This window comes from Streptomyces sp. Xyl84, from assembly GCF_059731885.1.
In genome coordinates, this window is sequence record NZ_AP029182.1 from 1,355,099 (window position 1) to 1,374,679 (window position 19,581).

Consider the following 19,581-nt stretch of genomic DNA (forward strand, 5'->3'; position numbering starts at 1 on the left):
ACGGGGCCGTCACACCCGGTGCGGTACCACCGCGACCGGGCACGGCGCGTGATGCAGCAGCGCGTGGGCCGTCCGGCCCAGTTGGAGCCCGGCGTGTCCGGCCGTGCGCCGCGCCCCCACGACCACCAGATCGGCGGCGGCGGCCCGGTCCACGAGAACCCTGTGCGCCGGGCCCTCGACCGTGGCCCCGCGCACGCGCACCGCCGGATGGTCGGTCATCGCCTCGCGCAGCAGATCGTCCAGGAAGGCGGCGGCCCGCTCCTCGTCGGGGTGGACGCCCTCCTCCTCCGGCAGAGAGGCGTCCGCCCCCGTCAGAGGTCGGCGCCAGGCCCGCACGACGTCGAGGACACAGCCGCGGACTTCGGCCTCGTGGAACGCGAAGCGCACCGCCTCACCACCGGCCTCGGGGGCACCGGCGCCGAGCAGGATCCGCTCGTGGGTGCCCGTCAGCCCCGCCGTGTCGCCCCGGACCACGATCACGGGGCAGTGCGCCCGAGCAGCTACCGCCAGGCCGACCGAACCCAGGAGCAGTCCCTTCAGTTCGCCGCGTCCACGCGAGCCGGTGACCAGGGCAGCGGCGCTGTCGTCCGCTTCCAACAGGGCTGCGACCGGGTCCTCGGGGAGGATGTTCGTGGAGACCTTCACATCGGGATTGCGCCGTCGCGCCCGCTCCGTGGCCGTACCGACCACGTTCTGTGCCATCACCTGCCCGGAAGGCCGCTTCGTGTCCGCCACCGGGGGAGCGCCCTCGTAGCGTTCCCAGCGGGAGGCGTACACCAGTCGTAGCGGCAGGCCGTGCCTGGCGGCCTCGTCCACCGCCCAGTCGACCGCCGTCAGGCTCGGGCCCGATCCGTCCACACCCACTACCAGGGGCAGCTCCATCCCTACCGCCACCTCTTCCTCGGATTGCCACGTCGAGCGGCAAGACGTTCCGTATCTCACCGTCGCACCCGGGACGGTACGACGCGAGGGCGGGTCGGCCCCATTCCTCGCTCTCCACGGGCCGCTGGGCCCTTCGGCGCCGACGGTGCGGGACCTTGCCCTCGCGGAAATGCGGCTGCCGGAGACCGGGCAGCCCGACGCTTCCCTCGCCCGGCTCCACCCCGCGATGGCCAGGAGCCAGGTGGACCGAGCACGACCGGACGTCGGTCATGGAGCACGTCCACATGGTGTTCCGTCCCGGGCACGGGGCGCGGGGAGGCCGAGCGCCGGGGCGACCGGTCGCAGAGGTGCTGGAGATCGTGTGACTGCGCGCCCGGCAGGCAGGCTACGGACGGGCCGGCCGCCTGTCACCGCCGTGGCGCACACGCCGGAGTCCGGGCCGCTGCCGCCTCCGGCCCCACGGGGTCTTGTGGCCGTACGGCCGGGACGTTCGGCTCTGGCGACGGCCAGCGGACCCCGCGCACCGTGGGAGCAGCAGGACACCTTCTCGGGAGTGATCACGATGGAAGCCAAGCGTTGGACCGTGCAGATCTACATCACCGAGGACGGCGACGAGACGCACGCACGCGCCGTGCTCACGACCCGCGACACTTCGGCGGTCACGGGCCGCGGCGCGGCCCGGCGCAATCCTGTCGACCGGCCCGTACCCGAGATCGGCGACGAACTGGCCGCCGGTCGGGCACTGGAGGACCTCGCCTCCCGGCTGAACGCCGTGGCCGCCGGCGACCTCCTCGCCACGTCCGGCCCCGTCCGCGCCTGACGGCGGCGTCCCGGCGGCCCGTCGATCACCGCCGCGGCCATGGTCGCGCCACCGGTACGCACGCCGGCGGCGCGACCAGCTCGTCGGCAGGCGTGTCACCGTTCGGGCCGGCCGAGGCTCTGCCGCAGCACGCCCAGCCGACGCCGGTACTCGTCCTCGTCGATCTCGCCGCGGGCGAAGCGCTCGGCCAGCAGCTGTTCGGGGGCGGGGCGTGCCTGGCCGCCGTGAGCCTGTGACTGTCCGGCACCGCGGTTCAGGGAGCGGATCAGCAGGACTCCGCCTGCGACCAGCAGCACCCAGAAGACCAGGGTCCCCACGCTCATGACGAACCAGCCCCAGCCCGGGCCGCCATGGAACCAGAACATCTTCACCACCCGCTCCCCGCCCGGATATCGGTACGCCGGCGCCCCTCTGTCACCGGGGGCACGCCCGGCAGGGCCCACTGCCCACCGTCGCATCCCCCGGCGGGCCGCGCGAGGGCTGTTCGGCCTTGTCCGGGCCCGCGCGGAGCCGTCCCCCCGCGCCGCCCCCGTGCGCGGGGGCGCCCTGCTCCCCCTTCCCGGGTGCCTGGGCCGAGCAGGCCCACGGCGCCCCTCAGCAGGTGGCGCTGCCCAGTGAGACGTCCCGGACGTCAGCCGTGCGGCACGACCGCCACGGGAGCGAGGGCGTGGTGCAGGACGCCATGGGCGACAGGGCCGATATGGGTGCCGAACGGCCCCGGGCGCGGACGCCGTCCCACCACGACCAAGGACGCGCAGCACGACGCCTCGACCAGGAACTGCGCGGCGTTGCCGGTCCGCGCGTCTTCGATCACCTCGATGTCCGGGTACTTCTGCCGCCATGGGCGCAGGACCTCGGCCAGGACAGCGGCCGAGTCCCTGGCGGCCGGGGCATGCAGCTCCGCACCGGCCACCGGGGTGCGCCCGATGCAAGTCCGCCAAGTCTGCGGGTTCCAGCCGTGGAGCACCCGCAGTGGCACCCTCCGGCGCCCTGCCGCCGCGAAAGCGAACTGGATCAGGCCGTCGTCCGGGACGGCTGTGTCGAGACCGAGTACGACTGGCTGACGGGCAACCCGGGCGAGCGAGCCGTGCGCCGGCCGCCTCTCATGATCGTCCGCGAGGCGTTCGCCGCCGTCGGGGCCGGGCCGGCCGGCCCGGACGAGTACCACGGGCCGTTCGGCGTGCGCCACGACGGACAGACCGACGGATCCCACGAGGAACCCGTCCAACCCGCCGAGGGCGCGCGAGCCGAGAACCAGGAGTTCGGCCCCGCTCACGTTCCCGCAGAGCACCTCGACAGGACGGCCGGGAAGAGACGCGGCGGTCACTTCCACCCGCGAGTGGCGCCGCCGCACGCCCTCGCCCACGTCCCTGAGCATCTCTCCTGCCTGGTCCCGGAGGGCGTCGACGCCGGGAATCGGCGCCTGTTCCAGGGGCTGCCAGACGTGAACCAGTCTCAGCGGCGCCCCGAGGAGCTCTGCTTCCCCTGCCGCCCACTCGGCGGCGGCCCGGCTCTCACGGGAACCGTCGATGCCGGCCACCACGGCACGCATGTCCTCTGCCTCCTCCGGCCTGAGCGCGAGGTCCTTCCTTCACGGTGTCCGACGGACGCCGCGAGGAGGAGAGCCGAACGGCTCGGAAGACGGCCCGAGCGGCCCCGCCCCGGCGGCAGGGACGGCACGTCCCCCAAGGGGATGCTCCGCCTCGGCCGCTCGGTACCGGTCGGCCCTACCACGGCCGGGCCGGGCCGCCGACGCTGGGAGAGGCAACCGAGGGCGGGGACGAGGAGAACGGCCCGCTGCCGGGCCGGTCCCGGCGGGTGAGCGCGATGTCGGATGTGACCACCACGGACCTGTACGAGGTGACGATGGCGCTGTCCTACCTGCGTGAGGGGATGGACGGTGCCGCGACGTTCAGTCTGTTCGTCCGTGACCTGCCGCCCGAGCGCGGGTTCCTCGTGAGCGCCGGGGCCGAGCCCGCGCTGGACTTCCTGGCCGGTTTCGACGTCACCTGCGCCGACGTGCGCGACTTCGCCGCCGCTCTGGGCCGTCCGCCACAGGACCTCGCGAGCCTGTGCGGCCTGCGCTTCCGGGGCGAGGTGAGGGCCGTTCCCGAGGGACGCGTGGTGTTCTCGGGTGAGCCCCTGCTGGAGGTCACCGCGCCGATCGCTCAGGCACAGCTGGTGGAGACGTTCCTGCTCAACCAGGTCACCCACCAGACGGGCGTCGCCTCCAAGGCCGCGCGCTGCGTCCTGGCGGCGGCCGGCCGCCCGGTGATCGACTTCTCGTTGCGCCGTACCCACGGCGTCTCGGCCGGTCTCCAGGCGGCCAGGGTCGGGGCCATCGCCGGATTCGCGGGGACCAGCGACGTCGCCGCAGCGGTCCGGTGGGGGCTTCCTGCGTCCGGCACGATGGCGCACTCCTACATCGAGGCGTTCCCTGACGAGGAGAGCGCGTTCCGCGCCTTCGCCCGCGCCCATCCCGGCCCGGTCACTCTTCTCGTGGACACCTACGACACGCTCCACGGTGTACGGACGGCTGCCCGCGTCCTGCGGGACATCGGCCACCCGTCCGGCTGCGCTGTGCGTCTGGACAGCGGGGACCTCGACGAGCTGTCCCGCCGTTCCCGGCGGATCCTGGACGCCGCGGGTCTCGGCGAAGTCCGTATCGTCGCCAGTGGCGGCCTCGACGAGTACGGCGTGGACGCGCTGGTGCGTTCCGGGGCCCCCATAGACGCCTACGCGGTCGGCACACGTGTCGGCACCTCGGCGGACGCCCCCTACCTCGACTCCGCCTACAAGCTGGTGGAGTACGACGGCCGGCCGGTCATGAAGCTGTCGTCGGCCAAGGTCACGACACCGGGCCGCAAGCAGATCCACCGCCGCCCGGGCGCCCCGGACCTTGTCGCGCTGCTCGACGAGCCCGGCCCCACGAGCGCGGAACCCCTCCTGCGCACCGTGATGCGTGACGGCCGGCGCACCGGCCCGCCCGACACCCTTCCCGAGGCGCACGCGCGTCTGGTCCAGGACCTCGCCGCGCTGCCCGAAGGCGCCCTCCGTCTGCGCTCACCCACCCCGCCGGTGCCGGAGTACTCGTCGTGTCTGACGCATCTGACGGCGGCCCTCCGCGAGCGTCTCGCCGCACGCACCGGTGGTGTGGTTGAAGGGACGACACGAAGCAGACTCTGAACCGAACGGAGGCTGCGGGCCCACGGGCGGGAGGAGCGGACCGCGGCTCGACGCCCCGACGGGGCCCTGGCGTCGCCGGGGCACGGCATCAGGGGCCGCGCAGCCAGTCGTCGAGTGCACCGTGACCGGTGCCGTCGTCGAGGTGCACGTGCGAATCGTCGATGCGGTGGGTGAGCCTGTCGACCACGTCGACCACGCCGTCGACCTGCCGGGTCATCGACACGGCGACCTCGGTGTCGCTCCTGCGTTCCAGGCGGCCGTCCAGAGTGACGACGCCCTCGGCCACCGAGACCGCGATGCTGCGCGGTGCGGCTCCCAGGGTGTTCACCAGCACCTCTCGGATGACCTCCTCGCGGATGTCGGGGTCCGGTCGCAGGAACACCTGCAGCAGGTCCCGCCGGGTGACGATGCCGACGAGCCGGTCCTCGTCGTCGATCACCGGCAGCCGCTCGACCTGGCGCTCGGCCATGGTCCGGGCAGCCTCCACGATGGTTTCGTCGGCGTGCACGGTGACCGGTGGCTGCGTCATCAGCTGCCCGGCCGTGCGGGCCTTCGCCTTGACCGCCTGGCGCCGGGCGGTCATCGTGAGCAGGGCCCGGAAGTGTCGCCCCGGCTCACGCGAACCGGTTTCGAGCACCTGGCGCGTCATCAGGTCCGTCTCCGAGACCACGCCGATGACGTGCTCGTCGTCGTCCACGACCGGAAGGCCGCTGATCCGATGCTCGTCGAGCATGCGCGCGACCTCCTTGAACGGAGTGCCGTACTGGGCCCGGACGACGTCGTCCGTCATCACGGAACCGACCTTGTCGTGTTTCATGCCCGTTCCTCCTCGGCCCCGTCGGTACGGACGTCAGCTTCCCGGACCGGCTTCGTGTCTCGGACGTCTTGAGCATCCTGCGGCGGGCGGCCGCGGCCCAGGGCCTGTCCGGTGCCACCTGCCGGGCCGGTGGGCCCAAGCGGGAGGGGAACCTTCGGCCGGTGCGGCGTGGCGGGAGGCAGGGGGGGGCTGCCGCCCTCATACCGGCTGCTGTGGACTCACACCCTCTCGGGGACCACGGCGACAGGGCACGGCGAGTGATGCAGGACGGCGTGGGAGACCCGGCCGAGCTGGAGCCCGAAGCGCCCCGAACGGCGGCGGGCCCCGACCACCAGCAAGTCGGCCTGCTGAGCCGCGCCCAGGAGCACCCTGTGGGCCGGCCCCTCCACCGTGCGGCGCCGCACCTTCGCATCCGGGGGCAGATCGCGCAGCGCCGCCTCCAGGCCCTCGACGGCCCGCTCCTCGTACAGGTGCTCGGGCCCTCCGGCGAGCAGCGGGTGGTCGATCGTCTCGTGCGCGGGGCACCTCCAGGCCCGTACCGCGTGCAGTTCCGCCCCGCGCAGCCCGGCCTCCTGAGCGGCGAACTGCACCGCTGCCGCCGACCGGTCCCCGACTCCTACGACGACCCGTCCGTGCACCGCCGCGCGGACCTGGTTGTCGTTGCTGCCCCGCACCACGAACACCGGGCAATCGGCGTACGCGGCCACGAACAGACTGACCGACCCCAGCAGCAGGTTCACCACACCGCTGCGGCCGCGGCTGCCCACGACCAGGGCAGAGGCGTTCTTGCCCTCCCGGACCAGCGCGTACGCGGGTTCCTCGGGCAGGGCGGCCATACTGATCGGAAGGCCGGCCTGCCGGAGGCGAGCACGGCGGGCGCCGGCCCGGACGATGTCCTCGGCCGGCACCCGCGCATCCGGCTTGCCGAACTCCCGGGCCAGCGCGGAGCCTTCATAGCGCTCCCACAGCGAGGCGTGCACCACCCGCAGCGGTACCGCACGCAGAGCGGCCTCATCGGCCGCCCAGTCGACCGCCCGGAGACTGGACTCCGAGCCGTCCACACCGACGACCAGGGGAAGGTCCATCGTTCTCATGCTCCCATGCGTGTGTCTTCGAGCCGTTCAGCCGTGTGCCACGACTGCCACCGGGGCACTGGCGTGGTGCAGGACGGCGTGCGTGGTGTGCCCGATGTGCGGCGGCAGCGAGGTGCGGCGAAGCCGCCGGCCCACCACGACGAGGGAAGCGCACCGGGACGCCGCGACCAGCAGCTCGGCAGCACTGCCCGAACGCGACTCCCCGACGACCTCGACGTGCGGGTACCCCTCCCGCCAGGAGCGCAGCACGGCCGTCAGGCCGGCGGCTCGGCTCACCGCGAGTGATCCGAAGAGGTCGGCGTCCACGGGCGCGCCGTAGCCGAAGCAGGCGGGCGGGTACCAGCCGTGCACGACCTTCAGCGGGGTGTCGCGGCGCCGGGCCGCCTCGAAGGCGAACCGGAGCAGACCCTCGTCCGGGTGACCTGTGTCCAGCCCCAGTACGACGGGCCGGAAGGCGGTCGCGGCGGACGGGATGCCCACGGGGTCCGTCTCGTGCTCGTCCGCGCCCTGCTCACCGGCGCGGACCGAGACGACCGGGCTCGCGGCGCGCGCCAGGACCGCCAGGCCGACCGAGCCGGCCAGGAACCCCCCGACCCCTCCCAGGGCACGCGAACCGAGCACGAGCAGCTCCGCGTCCCCGGCGACCTCGGCGAGCACTTCTGCCGGGACGCCGTGCAGTTCCTCGGTGGTCACCTCGACGCCGGGGTGACGCAGCCGCAGGCCCTGGAGGGTGTCGTGGAGCGCCTTCTCGCTCCACTGCCGCCGCGTGTGCCCGTCCAGGAGCCGCGTCAGCGCGAGGGGTTCGGACACGGGTTCACACACGTGTACGAGCGTGACGGTCGTGCCCATGAGCCGGGCCTCGCGCGCCGCCCATTCGGCGGCGGCCCTGCTCCCGGATGATCCGTCGAGGCCGACGGCGACGGTGCGGGACATGCCCTCCACCTCCTGCACGTGCTCCCTCCAGAGCATGCGCTGCCCACCCGCCGAGCGGGCAGGGGCCGCAAGTCCCCGGTTCGCGCCGTTCGACCCGCCCGTACCGGGAGAACGGCGCCGGGCGCAGGCGGGGAGGGCGCGCCCGGCTGGCAGGGTTCTGCTCCGCCCGGCAGCGTGGAGACAGGGCACTTCGACGTTCCAGTGAGGTGATCATGCAGTCCTCGGAACCTGAACCGCGGGTGGTCGTGGGTGTGGACGGTTCGCCGTCGTCGTACGCCGCACTGCGCTGGGCGGTGCGGTACGCGCGGCTGGTGGGCGGTGTCGTGGAGACGATCCACGCCTGGGACACGCCGTCGGACGTCGGCTGGACGGGACCGGCGATCGATCCCGAATTCGATCTGGAGCAGGCCCGGGAGCGGTTCGCCGAAGAGCTGGACAGCGTCTTCGCGGATCAGCAGCGCCCGGCCGGCCTGCGGGAGCATCTCGTGGAAGGCGACCCGTCCGAGGTGCTCATCCGCGCCTCGCAGGGCGCGGAGGTCCTCGTCGTCGGCAGTCGCGGACGTGGCGCCTTCCGCCGGGCGATGCTGGGTTCGGTCAGCCAGCGTTGCGCCCAGCACGCGGCCTGTCCGGTCGTGGTGGTCCGCCAGGACCATGACCGAGCGCACTGACCGTCGCGCCGGGGTCTTCGCGGGGCGTCGCACCATGGAGGCCTGGTCGTCGCCGCGCAGAGCGGCGAGTGTGGTGCCCAGCGCGTCGGCCCGGCGCGGGACGGTCGCGGTCGCCGGGTCGGACGGTCGCTGTTCCAGGTGGCGGAGGTACGGCCGGAAGTCCCGGCCGGCAGGGTCGCAGGGTCGTACGGCGCGGCTTTCCGGCCGGCCGTCGGGCGCCGAAGGGCACCGGACCTCGGGCTGCGGTCCGCCGACAGGTCAGCTCTCTGCCGACGCCTGCGTACCGCCGACGGGGACGCACCACACCAGCGCGGTTCCACCACCTTCAGGAGTGGTGATCTCCAGGCCGCCGCCCAGTTTCCGGGCGCGCTCTTCCATGTTGGCCAGGCCGCTGCGGCGGCCGCCGGGCGGGATCCCCCTGCCGTTGTCGACGACCGTGAGGCGCACGGTCCTGCCGTCGGTCTCCAGTACCGCTTCGGCGCGGTTCGCGTGGGCGTGCCGAGCGATGTTGGTCAGGGCCTCGGCCAGGACGGCGACCACGTGGTCCGCGGTCTCCCCCGGGACGTGGGTGTCGAGCAGCCCTTCCATCCGCACACCGGGGGCGAAGCCCAGGACGGGCGTGGCCTGCCCGATCACCTGCACCACCCGTGCCCGCAGGCCGGGGGCCGCTTCGTCGTCGTGGGTGTGCAGCCCGAAGATCGTCGACCTGATGATCTTTATGGTCTCGTCCAGGTCGTCGACCGCCCGCAGGACCCGCTCCTTGGCGCCCTCGTGGCCGATGAAGCGGCCCGCGCTCTGCAGCGTCATCCCGGTGGCGAACAGCCGTTGGATGGCCAGGTCGTGCAGATCCCGGGCGATGCGGTCGCGGTCCTCCAGCAGGGCGATCTGTTCGGCGTCCTTGCGGCGTTCGGCCAGTTCCATGGCGAGCGCGGCCTGCGCGGCGAAACCCTTCAGCGTCTCCAGTTCCTGGCCGGAGAAGTCGCCGGCGCTCGTCTCGCGGGCCAGCAACAGGACCCCGCGGACGTGCTCACCGGAGCCGATGGGAACGGCCACCGCCGGTCCCAGGCCGGCGAACCGCGGCGGCCCGGCCGTCACACGCTCGTCGTGCGCGACGTCCGGACTGCTCACAGGAGTGCCGGTGGCGAACGCGTGGCCGGTGAGAGTGCCTTCCACGGGCAGCACCAGCCCGCGGTGTTTCTCCGCCTGCCGGCCGATGGCCAGTTCGACGGTGAGGGTCCGGGTGTTCGGCACGGGCGCGGACATGACCGCCAGAGCGGCCCCCGTGATCTCCCGGGCGCGCTCCGTGATCAGTCCCAGGACGTCCGCCTGAGCGGCCCCCGACATGAGGCTGCGGGTGATCTCTTCGTTCGTCCGCAGCCAACGTTCACGCAGCCGGGACTCCTCGTAGAGCCGCGCGTTGTCGATGGCCACGCCGGCCGCCACCGCCAGTGTGGACAGCACGGACTCGTCCTCGTCGTCGAATTCGCCGCCGCCACGCTTCTCCGTCAGGTACAGGTTGCCGAACACCTGGTCGCGCACCCGGATCGGGACACCGACGAAGGTGCTCATCGCGGGGTGGTGGGGCGGGAAGCCGTACGACGAAGGGTGTTCGCTCAGCTCGGCCAGACGCAGCGGCTCCGGGTTGCGGATCAGTTCGCCCAGGATGCCGTGGCCCTCCGGATAGGAACCGATCCGGGCGATGTCCTCTTCGCGGACCCCGACCGTGTGGAACGCCGTCAGACGTCTGCCGTCCGGCCCGATCACGCCCAGAGCCGCGTACTCCGCGTCGACCAGGACCGCGGCGGCCTTCACGATGCGGTGCAGCACCTGCGTCAGGTCCAGCTCCCGGCCGACGGAGAGCACGGCCTCCAGCAGACTGTGCACCCGGTCCCTCGTGCCCCGGGCGGCGTCCAGGCGCGCCTGGAGTTCCTCCAGCAGTTCGTCCAGCCTCAGCTGCGGCAGCCGCACACGGGCCGTCCGGGCCTTGTCGAACTGCTCTGAGTTTCCCACCGGTCACCCTCCAACTCCCGCGCCTGCCGGGAGCCGCTCCGCTCATCTCCACATTAGAGCGTCGTCTCCACATCCGGGCGTGTCCGGGGTTGACGCCGTCCGCCCGCAGTGCGGCCCCGCGGCGCCTGCGATCGCAAGGCGGGAGGGGCGGTTCCCGCCCTGGTTCAGCGGTGATCGTCACGCGGCCGGTCACGGGCCTGTGTGGCGATGACGGCGGCCTGGATGCGCCGCTCCACGCCGAGCTTGGCGAGCAGCCGGGAGATGTGGTTCTTGACCGTCTTCTCGGCCAGGTAGAGGCGCTGTCCGATCTGGCGGTTGGTGAGCCCCTCCCCGATCAGGGCGAGGATCTCCCGTTCCCGGTCGGTCAGGCCGGGCAGCGCGTCCGGCTTCTCCTCCTGCTGCGGCCCGCCCCGCAGCCGGGCCATCAGTCTGGTGGTGGCGCTCGGATCGAGCAGCGACTGGCCGCGGGCCACGGTGCGCACGGCGGAGACCAGGTCGGAGCCGTGGATCTGCTTCAGCACGTACCCGGACGCGCCCGCCATGATCGAGTCCAGCAGCGCCTCCTCGTCGTCGAACGAGGTCAGCATCAGGCAGGCGAGTTCGGGCAGAGCGGATCGCAGTTCCCGGCACACGCTCACACCGTCGCCGTCCGGCAGCCGTACGTCGAGCACCGCCACGTCCGGACGCAGGGCGGGAACGCGCACCAGCGCCTGCTGGGCGGTCCCGGCCTCGCCGACCACCTCGATGTCCGGTTCGTCCTCCAGCAGGTCGTGCACCCCCCGCCGCACCACCTCGTGGTCGTCGAGGAGGAACACCCGGATCGGGCGCCCGGGTTCGGTCTGCTCGCTGTGCGCCATCGGTCACTCCTTGTGGTGCGGTCGGTCGCCCATAGCAGTCCTGCCCCGGAGCCGGACGGACGTCCGGGGCCGCTCGGCCCGGCCCGGAGCCCGCACGTCGGACGAAAGGCGCACCCCGGCCCGCCTCCGCTCACGACCGATGGCCGTACGCCCTTCCTACGGTGGCGGCGGCGCGGTCGACCAGGTCGGGCAGCGCCGAACGGACGGCTTCGCTCATGCCTGTGCCGAGTCCCACGTCCGCCACCTCCACCGCGTGCACCACGAGTTCCCGCGGAAGCCTGTCCAGAGCCTGGGCCAGGGCAAAACATTCCCCGAGACCGAGGGCGTGGGTGCTCGCCGAGGCCGTCGCGTCCGTCGCCGCTTCGGCGACCGACAGCGTGTGCAGCCGACCGGGCCGGGCCGGGCGTCCGCGAACCGCTTCCACCACCACGACCGTGTCGGCGCCCGACCACAGATCGAGCATCCGCCCCACCTCGCCGTCACTGACCGTGAGCACCGTGCCGCCGGGAACCCGCCCGCGCAGCGCCTCCACCACGGCCGGTCCGACGCCGTCGTCACGGCGGAAGATGTTTCCCACACCGACCACCACGACGCGGCCGGTCACGCGCGTTCCACGGTGAGGTCGAGGAAGTGGGCGGCACAGGAGATGCACGGGTCGTGGTTGCGGACGGCCCGTTCGCACAGCCGGGTGAGCTCCTCGTCCTCGGCGGCCGGGCCGGGCTCGTCCAGGCGCGCCTGGACGAGCCTGCGCAGATCCTCCTCGATGGCCGACTGGTTCTGGGCGGTGGGCGGGATGATGCGGGCGGCCGCGAGGGTGCCGTCCCCGGCCACGTCGTAGCGGTGGTAGAGCAGCCCGCGGGGCGCTTCGGTGGCGCCCGTGCCGACCCCGTTCCGCGGCCGGACATCGATGGCCGGCCGGTCCGGGGGCTCATAGCCGTCGATGATCAGCAGCGCTTCCTCGATGGCGTGCACCACTTCCACCGCGCGCACGACGATGCTGCGGAAGGGGTTGCGGCAGACGGAGTCGACGAGTCCGGCTTCCCGGGCGGCCTCGGCCGCCACGGGGTGCAGCCAACGGTTGTTCAGGGCGAAGCGGGCCAGTGGGCCGGTCAGGTAGCGGCGCCCTTCGAGGGTGGCCGCCAGGGCGGTGGAGTGGGGCACCTGTTCTTCGTGTACGTACTGTTCGAAGTCGGCCACGGGGAAGGCGCGGGGCAGGGGACCCGGTCCGCTTCCCCTGTCCCCGGCAGCCGGGTCCCCGGCGTGGGGGGCCGGCAGGACGGAGGGGGTTCCCGAGTCGACGGCGTAGCGGCCGGGATCGCTCAGGGCGAGCAGAGCGTAGTCGCACGACGCCTCGGGGAAGTCGAATGCGGCCACCCAGCGCACGGTCTCCAGCGCGTCCTCGCGGACCTGCCGCAGTCGTCCGGCCAGCGCGTGCAGCTCATGGGGCGCGGGGGTCCGGTAGAAACCGCCGACGCGTACGTTGACAGGGTGGACGGACCGGCCGCCCAACTGCTCCAGGATCGCGTTGCCCGCCTGTTTGATCCTGAGACCGCGCTCCACCGCGGCCCGGTCCTCCCGGGCGAGTTCGACCGCGCTCGGGTGGCCGAGGAAGTCGGGAGCGTGCAGCAGGTGGATGTGCAGGGTGTGGCTCTCGATCCACTCCCCGCAGTACAGCAGACGCCGCAGCTGGGCGAGCGGGCCGTCCACGGTCACGCCGCACGCGTTCTCGATCGCCCGGCAGGCACTCATCTGGTACGCCACCGGGCAGATGCCGCAGATCCGGGCGGTGATGTCCGGTGGCTCGGTGTGTCCGCGGCCGACGAGGAACGCCTCGAAGAAGCGCGGGGGTTCGTAGATGCGCAACCGCGCCTCGGCGACCGAGCCGTCGTGGATGCGCAGGTGAAGGGCGCCTTCCCCTTCCACACGGGCCAGTGCGTCCAGCCGCAGTACGCGAGATCCGCGATGGCTCATGCGGGCCCCTCCGGGGTGGTGTCCTGCTCTGCCTGGAGCCTGTCCTGTGCCTCTGCCGTGAGCTCGGCTACGGGGCCATGCTCCGGCGCGGCGGCGTTGAACGTGCGGAAGACACGCAGGATGTCGCGCTCACTCATCCCGTCGTGGCGCAGTTCTCGGACCATCGAGCGCAGGTTGGGACGGCCGGTCGGCCCGAAGCAGCCGTAACAGCCACGTCCGTATGCCGGGCAGAGCGCGCCGCATCCGGCGTGGGTCACCGGGCCCAGGCAGGGTGTGCCGTGGGCCACGGTGATGCAGGTGGTGCCGCGCCTCTTGCACTCGAAGCACACGCTGTGGCCGGGAATACAGGGTTTGCGGCCGACGAGGCAGGCGGTGACGACCTCCAGGAGCTGGCGGCGGTCGATGGGGCAGCCGCGCAGTTCGAAGTCGACCGGCACGTGCGCCGAGATGGCGGTCGAGGTTTCGAGTGTGGAGATGTACTCCGGACGGGCGTAGACGGCGGCCCTGAACTCGGCGACGTCCCCGAAGTTGCGCAACGCCTGGATGCCGCCGGCGGTGGCACAGGCCCCGATGGTCACCAGGCGCCGGGAGATGCGCCGGACGTGCCGGATCCGCTCGGCGTCCTCCGGGGTGGTGATGGACCCTTCGACCAGGGAGAGGTCGTAGGGGCCCCGGCCCGCGAGCTCGGCGCGCTCCCCGTCGGGGCCCTCGGCGGCGGACATCTCCAGGAAGTGCTCGATACGCACCCGGTCGGTGAGGGCGAGCAGTTCGTCCTCGCAGTTGAGCAGGGTCAGCTGGCAGCCGTCGCAGGAGGCGAACTTCCACACGGCCAGTGCCGGACGGTGATCGGTGTCCGGTCCGTTGTCGGTGTCCATGTCACAGCTCCCGTACGGCGAGAAGCGGGGCGGCGCGGTCATAGGCGACGACCGGGCCGTCGCGGCACAGCAGCATCGGGCCGAGCTGGCAGTGGCCGCAGTGGCCGGTGGCACAGCGCATGGTGCGTTCCAGCGACACCTGGACGTGGTGCGGCGGGACACCCCGGTCGGTCAGGGCACGCGCGGTGTGGCGGATCATGACTTCCGGGCCGCACACGAACGCGCGGGTGCGGGCCGGCTCGAGGGTGAACCGGTTCAGGAGCGCCGTGACGACGCCCACCTCACCGGACCAGCCGGGCAGAGGCCGGTCGACGGTCACCGCCACCGCGGCCTGCCCGCCCCAGCTCCCGGTCTCCTCCCCGTAGACCAGGTCGGCGGGGGTGCGGGCGCCCACCAGTACGTGGAGCCTGCCGTATGCCGCGGGCCGGTCCAGGATCGCGTGCACCACCGGCCGAAGCGGGGCCAGTCCGATGCCGCCGGCGATCACCAGCACGTCGTGACCGGCCGCCGCGTCCAGGTCCCATCCGACGCCGTACGGTCCGCGCACCCCCACGGTGTCGCCGTCGCGCAGCCGGTACAGCGCGGTGGAGGTCGCGCCCACCGCACGGACGGTGTGCACCGGCCCTCCGTGCGGGCCGCGCAGAGCGCTGACCGAGACGGGCACCTCGCCGACCCCGAACGCGTAGATCATCGCGAACTGCCCCGGGGAGAACGGAGGGAGCCGTCGCCCCGCGGGTACCAGTTCGAACGAACGAGTGTCCGCGGTCTCCGCCTTCACGGAGGCGACCCGGTAGGGCAGCGGAGGTGTCACCGTGGTCACGCCGGACGACCTCCGCTGGGCGCGTACATGTCCAGCAGCCTGATCCGGGTGGCCTGCAGGCGGTCGGCGACGACCCCGGCGAAGTGGCGCATCAGGACGTAACCGAGTCGCGGGTCGGCCGTGCACAGGTCGAGTACCGGGCCGGCGGGGAACTCCGTCGCCAGGACCGCATCCGCCGTCCGCGCCCCCAGGTGCCAACGGTACGGCGGTGAGATCCACGACCAGCCGAGCATCTGGCCCGGGCCGAGCGACTCCACCACGGGAGCGGGGTACCGGCCCGGCACGTGGATGTCGAGGTCGACCCGGCCGCTGCGCAGCAGCCAGAAGCGGTCGGCTTCGCCGCCCTCGTCGAACAGCCGCGTGCCGGCCGGGAACCCGGCCTCCGCCCCGAGAGCCAGGAGGCGCTCTCGCTGAGCGAAGGGCAGGAACTCCAACGGCGTGGACGGACCGCTCATGCGTCTTCCTCCGACGGCTGGGAGCACGTCCAGTCGTGCAGGGCGGCCGCTTCCTCGGTGATGTCGATACCGACCGGGCACCAGACGATGCACCGGCCGCATCCGACGCAACCGGAGGAGCCGAACTGGTCGTACCAGGTGCCGAGTTTGTGGGTCATCCACTGCCGGTAGCGGCTGCGTGCGGACGTACGGACCGGGCCGCCGTGGAGGTAGGAGAAGTCGAGGTCGAAGCACGAGTCCCACACCCGCCACCGTTCCGCGTGGTCACCGGTGAGATCAGTCATGTCCTCGGTGGTGGTGCAGAAGCACGTCGGGCACACCATGGTGCAGTTGCCGCAGGTCAGACAGCGGCCGGCGACGTCGTCCCAGCGAGGCGCGTCCAGCGTGCCGGCCATCAGTTCCCGCAGGCCGGCTTCCGGCATGGTCCGTCCCATGTGTCCCGCGGCAGCGGCGACGCCGGCGCGCGCCGCCTCCTGGGTGGCACGGTCCGCCGGCCGTGCGGGGAGCTGCGCGAGGATCTCCCCGCCCTCCGCGCTGCCGCTGCGGATCCAGAAGCGATGGCCGGCGTCGTCGACCACCTCCGTGAGCACCAGGTCGTAGCCCGGACCGGCCGCCGGCCCCGTACCCATCGAGACGCAGAAGCAGGTCTCGCCCGGCTCCGTGCACTCGACGGCCACCAGGAACGCTCCCGAGCGGCGCCCCTGGTAGACGGCGTCCCGGTGCGGCCCGCCTGCCAGGACCCGGTCCTGGATCGCGATGGCGCGCAGGTCGCACGAGCGCACTCCGAGGAAGGCGTAACGGGGCGGTGTCGTCCCGTCGGCGCTGAACACCGTCTCCTCACCGACCCTGTCGGCGGACCACTGCCGTACCCGCGAGGGGTGCAGGAACGTCTTCCACGACTGGGGACCCGCCGCGTTGGCGAAGGCCGCCCCGTCCGGCCGCTCACGCAGCCGGTACCGGCCGGCCTCCGACTCCACACCCCACCCGTAGGGCAGCTGGTCGGCCGACTCCAGCTCCGCCAGGACGATCGCGCCGTCCCGCACCGTGGGGCCGACCACGGTGTACCCGCGTCCGGCCAGGACGTCCACGAGGGCGGCCATCCCGTCCTTGCCCATCACCAGCCCCGACGTGCAGCCGGCCGCCGGGGCGGTCCCCCCGGTGTTCGTGTCCATGACCTCTCCTTCGGCGCGGCGTCAGCCGCTCACGGGTCGGGCGGGCACCAGGCCCCGGACGCTGTCCCCGCACCGCCGTCTCCCGCGGCGCAGCCGGCGGTCTTCTCCGGGCCGCCGGGGCCGAGCCGGTCGACCACCTCCACCACCCCGTCGACGCTCTCGCACAGGCGTACGAGGACGGGGATCAGGCTCCCGTGCGCCACTGTGCCGCTGAGCGTCACCCGGCCCTCCGTCACCTCGACGGTCAGCGCGGAAGGCGACAGGCCCAGCGTCTGGACGATGACGTCCTCCACGATCTCCTCCTGGATCGCGTGGTCCCTGCGGAGGAACAGCTGCACCAGGTCGCTGCGGCTGATCACGCCGATCAGGCGGCCGTGGCCGTCCACCACGGGCAGGCGCTTGACCTTGTGCCGCTCCATCGTCCGCGCGGCACGCACGGCGTGCCAGTCGGGCTCCGCGACCACGGCGGGACTCGTCATCAGGTCACGCGCGCTGTTCGCTCCGATACCAGAAGTCCGCCTGCGGAGCAGGTCCGCCTCGGACACCACCCCGACCGGCCGGTCCTGGTCGTCGGCGACCGGGACCGCGGTGATCCCGTACTCGTCCAGAAGGCGTGCGATCTCCTTGAACGGCGTACCCGGCCGCACGCTCACGACGGAGGGCGTCATCAGATCACCCACGGTCCGCTGCCTCATCACCCAGCGCCCTTCCCGGTACCCCGAGACCGGCCCCGCCGGGCCGGCCGGACGGAACGTCCTCGGGCCGGCCCGGCTCCCTCACGGCGCGCACCTGACGGCCGGCGCCTTGCGGTGCACGATCACTCACCCCGTTTGACCTCGATGTGCCGCTCCTCGGTCCTTGGCCGCCCGACCCCCACGCTCACGGTGAGCATGCCGTTGGTGCACTCAGCCCGGACATCGTCTTCGTCGGCCCCGGGCGGAAGGGGCACGCTCCGGCTCATGGAGCCGTACCGGATCTCGCTGCGGTGCTTGTCCACGTCGCGTTCCGTGCGCTCGGCCTTGACGGTCAGCGTGCCCTCGCTGATGACCACGTCGATGTCGTCGGGAGAGACGCCCGGCAGCTCCGCCCGCATGACGTACCGGCCCTCCTCCATGTACTCCTCGATCCGGACCGTGTACAGATCCCCCATCGCGGGCATCGCGAACCGAGCGGGGAAGGTCTCGAACCACTCGGGAATCTCCGGGAAGGGGAACTTCTGCCTGCGCGCGAGTGTGGCCATCGCTCTCTCCTCCTGGCTGCGGTCGCGACTGCCGACACCCCCAGTCCACCTCAAGCGCCCGCCTGCCGCTGAGGCCGAACAGCCCAGGCACGGGCTCCGAAAGTCCCTGCTCCGCTCGTCGGCGCCTGCTGTGCGACGCGCCGCGCGGTGCTGGTCCGATTCCGTGCGCCCGTGGTGCGTGGCCCGTGGCGACGCGGGAGCCGCCGCACCATGGAGGCCGGTCCGGGAAGGGACCGTCGCGGAACGCTCATCGGGCCCGCCCACGCCTGCCCATGCCCCCGGTGGGTCTCAGGCCCCGCCGCGCGCCTGTCAGGTCTCGTCCGTCCGGTGCCCGAGATTCCCGGAGACCGACACGACACCGTCGACGCCCCGGCAGAGCTGCTCGACGACATGAGCCAGACGGCGGTCCTCCACGGTGCCGGTGAGAGTCACCCGTCCGTCGCGTACCGTCGCGGTCACGTCCCGGTCGTCGATCCCCAGCGTACGCCGGAGAACGTCCCGGGTGATCTCCTCACGGATGGCCTCGTCGCGGCGCAGGAACACCCGCAGCAGGTCACCACGGCTGACAATGCCCACGAGCCGATCGGCATCGTCCACGACGGGCAGCCGTTTGACGTGCTGTGTCTCCATCAGCCGGGCCGCCTCGACCACGGTCCACTCGGGCCGTGCACACACCGCGGGCGCGGACATCAGCTCCTCCGCCCTGGCGCCCTCGGCCTTGGCACGCTCCCACGCCTCCAGGTCCGGGACCGGGGCCCGGCCCGACGGGTCCGCCTGATCGGCGCTCTTGCGCAGCAGATCCGCCTCCGACACCACCCCCACGGGGCGGTCGAGACCGTCCACCACGGGCACGGCCGTGACACCGTTCTCCTCCAGCAGCCTGACGAGTTCCTTGAACGGCGTGCCGGGCCGCGCCCGGACGACGCGCCGGGACATGAGCTCATCGACTGTTCGGTGGTGCATACCGCCTCCCGGGTACACGACCTCACGGGTGAGAACCCGTCGCCGGGAGGCGGTGGGGCCCGCGGGACGTCGGACACAGCACCATTCTGCGGACTCGGCGGCGCTCACGCGAGCTGTCGATCCGCCTCGGACCCCCGCACGTGCGCCGGGCACTGGAGTCCGCCCGCAAGCGCTCGCCCGCGGCCGGCGTAACGCCGGTCCGGAGCCCCCTGCGGGGTGCCGCGGGACGCACCGGAGCAGCACCAGGCTGTGCCGCAGGGCGGGACACGGCGGCGACCGGAGCGTCGGCTCGAGGCGCCGGGTCCGGTGCGCGGCACCGATTGCGGCGGCCCCGGCGTGGAAGCCCCGTGGAATTCGGACGCGGTGCCGGTGTGCGCCCTTGGACATGGGGCGCACACCGTGACTTCACCTGTCGGGATCAACGGCCGCCGCCGTGACCGCCGCCACCGCCGCCGTGACCGCCGCCACCGTGGTCACCACCGCCACCGTGGTCACCGCCACCGCCGTGGTCGAAGCCACCGTAACCACCGTGGTCGAAGCCACCGTGGTCGTAACCGCCGTGGTCGAAGCCGCCGTGGTCGTAACCGCCGTAGCCGCAGTCATCGCCCCACCAGCCGCAGTCGTCGTCGGAGTGGTGGGAGTACGAGGACACGTGAGCCGGGGCCGTGGGTGCCGCCATGGCGGTCCCGGCCGCGCCGATCGCACCGCCGCCTGCCAGCAGGGCGCCGGCCGCGGAGATGGCGAGCAGCCGCTTGGTGCGCTGCACGTTCATGGGGAATGCCTGCCTTCCGATGCCTCGCTCGATGTGTTGGGCAGAA

Annotated in this window: 21 protein-coding genes; 3 read left to right on the forward strand and 18 right to left on the reverse strand. The window is 72.8% G+C overall.

All coding sequences use genetic code 11. The features are described from left to right. Nucleotides 1–9 precede the first annotated feature (9 nt). Entirely contained in the window at nucleotides 10–882 is an 873-nt protein-coding gene (locus tag AC6I72_RS05825) for a universal stress protein (protein ID WP_497999791.1), read from the reverse strand. Between the two features lie 562 nt (nucleotides 883–1,444). Here AC6I72_RS05825 and AC6I72_RS05830 point away from each other — a divergent pair. Further along, nucleotides 1,445–1,702: a DUF1876 domain-containing protein gene (locus AC6I72_RS05830; RefSeq protein ID WP_497999792.1), complete on the forward strand. Its 258-nt coding sequence runs from the start codon at nucleotides 1,445–1,447 to the stop codon at nucleotides 1,700–1,702. Between the two features lie 95 nt (nucleotides 1,703–1,797). Here AC6I72_RS05830 and AC6I72_RS05835 read toward each other — a convergent pair whose 3' ends face one another. Then, nucleotides 1,798–2,067 carry an SHOCT domain-containing protein gene (locus AC6I72_RS05835; protein WP_498004605.1) on the reverse strand — a complete coding sequence of 90 codons (270 nt, stop codon included), beginning with the start codon at nucleotides 2,065–2,067 and terminating at the stop codon, nucleotides 1,798–1,800. A 266-nt stretch (nucleotides 2,068–2,333) separates the two neighbouring features. Beyond that, nucleotides 2,334–3,254 carry a universal stress protein gene (locus AC6I72_RS05840; RefSeq protein ID WP_497999793.1) on the reverse strand — a complete coding sequence of 307 codons (921 nt, stop codon included), beginning with the start codon at nucleotides 3,252–3,254 and terminating at the stop codon, nucleotides 2,334–2,336. A gap of 275 nt (nucleotides 3,255–3,529) precedes the next feature. Here AC6I72_RS05840 and AC6I72_RS05845 point away from each other — a divergent pair, with 275 nt between their 5' ends. Continuing rightward, on the forward strand, nucleotides 3,530–4,888 hold the full coding sequence (locus AC6I72_RS05845; protein WP_497999794.1) for a nicotinate phosphoribosyltransferase: 1,359 nt from the start codon (nucleotides 3,530–3,532) through the stop codon (nucleotides 4,886–4,888). Nucleotides 4,889–4,976: 88 nt separating this feature from the next. On the opposite strand, the gene AC6I72_RS05850 is transcribed toward AC6I72_RS05845, so the two are convergent. The 3 genes from AC6I72_RS05850 to AC6I72_RS05860 all read right to left on the reverse strand — a co-directional run bounded on the left by AC6I72_RS05850 (nucleotide 4,977) and on the right by AC6I72_RS05860 (nucleotide 7,732). Next, nucleotides 4,977–5,705 carry a CBS domain-containing protein gene (locus AC6I72_RS05850; RefSeq protein WP_497999795.1) on the reverse strand — a complete coding sequence of 243 codons (729 nt, stop codon included), beginning with the start codon at nucleotides 5,703–5,705 and terminating at the stop codon, nucleotides 4,977–4,979. Between the two features lie 218 nt (nucleotides 5,706–5,923). Next, a complete protein-coding gene (locus tag AC6I72_RS05855) occupies nucleotides 5,924–6,790 on the reverse strand; it encodes a universal stress protein (RefSeq protein WP_497999796.1) in 867 nt (288 codons plus the stop codon). A 36-nt stretch (nucleotides 6,791–6,826) separates the two neighbouring features. Beyond that, nucleotides 6,827–7,732, reverse strand: a complete 906-nt coding sequence (locus AC6I72_RS05860; RefSeq protein WP_498004606.1) for a universal stress protein — start codon at nucleotides 7,730–7,732, stop codon at nucleotides 6,827–6,829. Between the two features lie 212 nt (nucleotides 7,733–7,944). Between AC6I72_RS05860 and AC6I72_RS05865 the strand changes: the two genes are divergently transcribed. Then, complete coding sequence (locus AC6I72_RS05865) at nucleotides 7,945–8,400, forward strand: universal stress protein (RefSeq protein ID WP_497999797.1); 456 nt, start codon at nucleotides 7,945–7,947, stop codon at nucleotides 8,398–8,400. A 258-nt stretch (nucleotides 8,401–8,658) separates the two neighbouring features. Here the strand turns inward: AC6I72_RS05865 and AC6I72_RS05870 are convergent, their stop codons facing one another. The 12 genes from AC6I72_RS05870 to AC6I72_RS05925 all read right to left on the reverse strand — a co-directional run bounded on the left by AC6I72_RS05870 (nucleotide 8,659) and on the right by AC6I72_RS05925 (nucleotide 19,535). After that, nucleotides 8,659–10,410, reverse strand: coding sequence for a sensor histidine kinase (locus AC6I72_RS05870; RefSeq protein ID WP_497999798.1), 1,752 nt, complete (start codon nucleotides 10,408–10,410; stop codon nucleotides 8,659–8,661). Nucleotides 10,411–10,574: 164 nt separating this feature from the next. Beyond that, nucleotides 10,575–11,267, reverse strand: a complete 693-nt coding sequence (locus AC6I72_RS05875) for a response regulator (protein WP_497999799.1) — start codon at nucleotides 11,265–11,267, stop codon at nucleotides 10,575–10,577. Nucleotides 11,268–11,397: 130 nt separating this feature from the next. Then, complete coding sequence (locus AC6I72_RS05880) at nucleotides 11,398–11,871, reverse strand: hydrogenase maturation protease (protein WP_497999800.1); 474 nt, start codon at nucleotides 11,869–11,871, stop codon at nucleotides 11,398–11,400. Then, complete coding sequence (locus AC6I72_RS05885; RefSeq protein ID WP_497999801.1) at nucleotides 11,868–13,238, reverse strand: Ni/Fe hydrogenase subunit alpha; 1,371 nt, start codon at nucleotides 13,236–13,238, stop codon at nucleotides 11,868–11,870. The genes AC6I72_RS05880 and AC6I72_RS05885 overlap by 4 nt, the downstream gene beginning before the upstream one ends. Beyond that, nucleotides 13,235–14,113 (reverse strand): NADH-quinone oxidoreductase subunit B family protein, encoded by an 879-nt coding sequence (locus AC6I72_RS05890; RefSeq protein ID WP_497999802.1) that lies wholly within the window; start codon nucleotides 14,111–14,113, stop codon nucleotides 13,235–13,237. Before AC6I72_RS05890 ends, AC6I72_RS05885 begins: the two co-directional genes overlap by 4 nt. Nucleotide 14,114: 1 nt before the next feature. Next, a complete protein-coding gene (locus tag AC6I72_RS05895; RefSeq protein WP_497999803.1) occupies nucleotides 14,115–14,933 on the reverse strand; it encodes an FAD/NAD(P)-binding protein in 819 nt (272 codons plus the stop codon). Then, nucleotides 14,930–15,388 (reverse strand): Crp/Fnr family transcriptional regulator, encoded by a 459-nt coding sequence (locus AC6I72_RS05900; protein WP_497999804.1) that lies wholly within the window; start codon nucleotides 15,386–15,388, stop codon nucleotides 14,930–14,932. The genes AC6I72_RS05895 and AC6I72_RS05900 overlap by 4 nt, the downstream gene beginning before the upstream one ends. Continuing rightward, nucleotides 15,385–16,560, reverse strand: coding sequence for a 4Fe-4S dicluster domain-containing protein (locus tag AC6I72_RS05905; protein ID WP_497999805.1), 1,176 nt, complete (start codon nucleotides 16,558–16,560; stop codon nucleotides 15,385–15,387). The genes AC6I72_RS05900 and AC6I72_RS05905 overlap by 4 nt, the downstream gene beginning before the upstream one ends. Before the next feature lie 29 nt (nucleotides 16,561–16,589). Further along, on the reverse strand, nucleotides 16,590–17,255 hold the full coding sequence (locus AC6I72_RS05910; RefSeq protein ID WP_497999806.1) for a CBS domain-containing protein: 666 nt from the start codon (nucleotides 17,253–17,255) through the stop codon (nucleotides 16,590–16,592). Between the two features lie 122 nt (nucleotides 17,256–17,377). After that, on the reverse strand, nucleotides 17,378–17,800 hold the full coding sequence (locus AC6I72_RS05915; protein ID WP_497999807.1) for an Hsp20/alpha crystallin family protein: 423 nt from the start codon (nucleotides 17,798–17,800) through the stop codon (nucleotides 17,378–17,380). Nucleotides 17,801–18,109: 309 nt separating this feature from the next. Then, a complete protein-coding gene (locus tag AC6I72_RS05920) occupies nucleotides 18,110–18,763 on the reverse strand; it encodes a CBS domain-containing protein (RefSeq protein WP_497999808.1) in 654 nt (217 codons plus the stop codon). Nucleotides 18,764–19,181: 418 nt separating this feature from the next. Next, nucleotides 19,182–19,535: a hypothetical protein gene (locus AC6I72_RS05925; protein ID WP_497999809.1), complete on the reverse strand. Its 354-nt coding sequence runs from the start codon at nucleotides 19,533–19,535 to the stop codon at nucleotides 19,182–19,184. Nucleotides 19,536–19,581 lie beyond the last annotated feature (46 nt).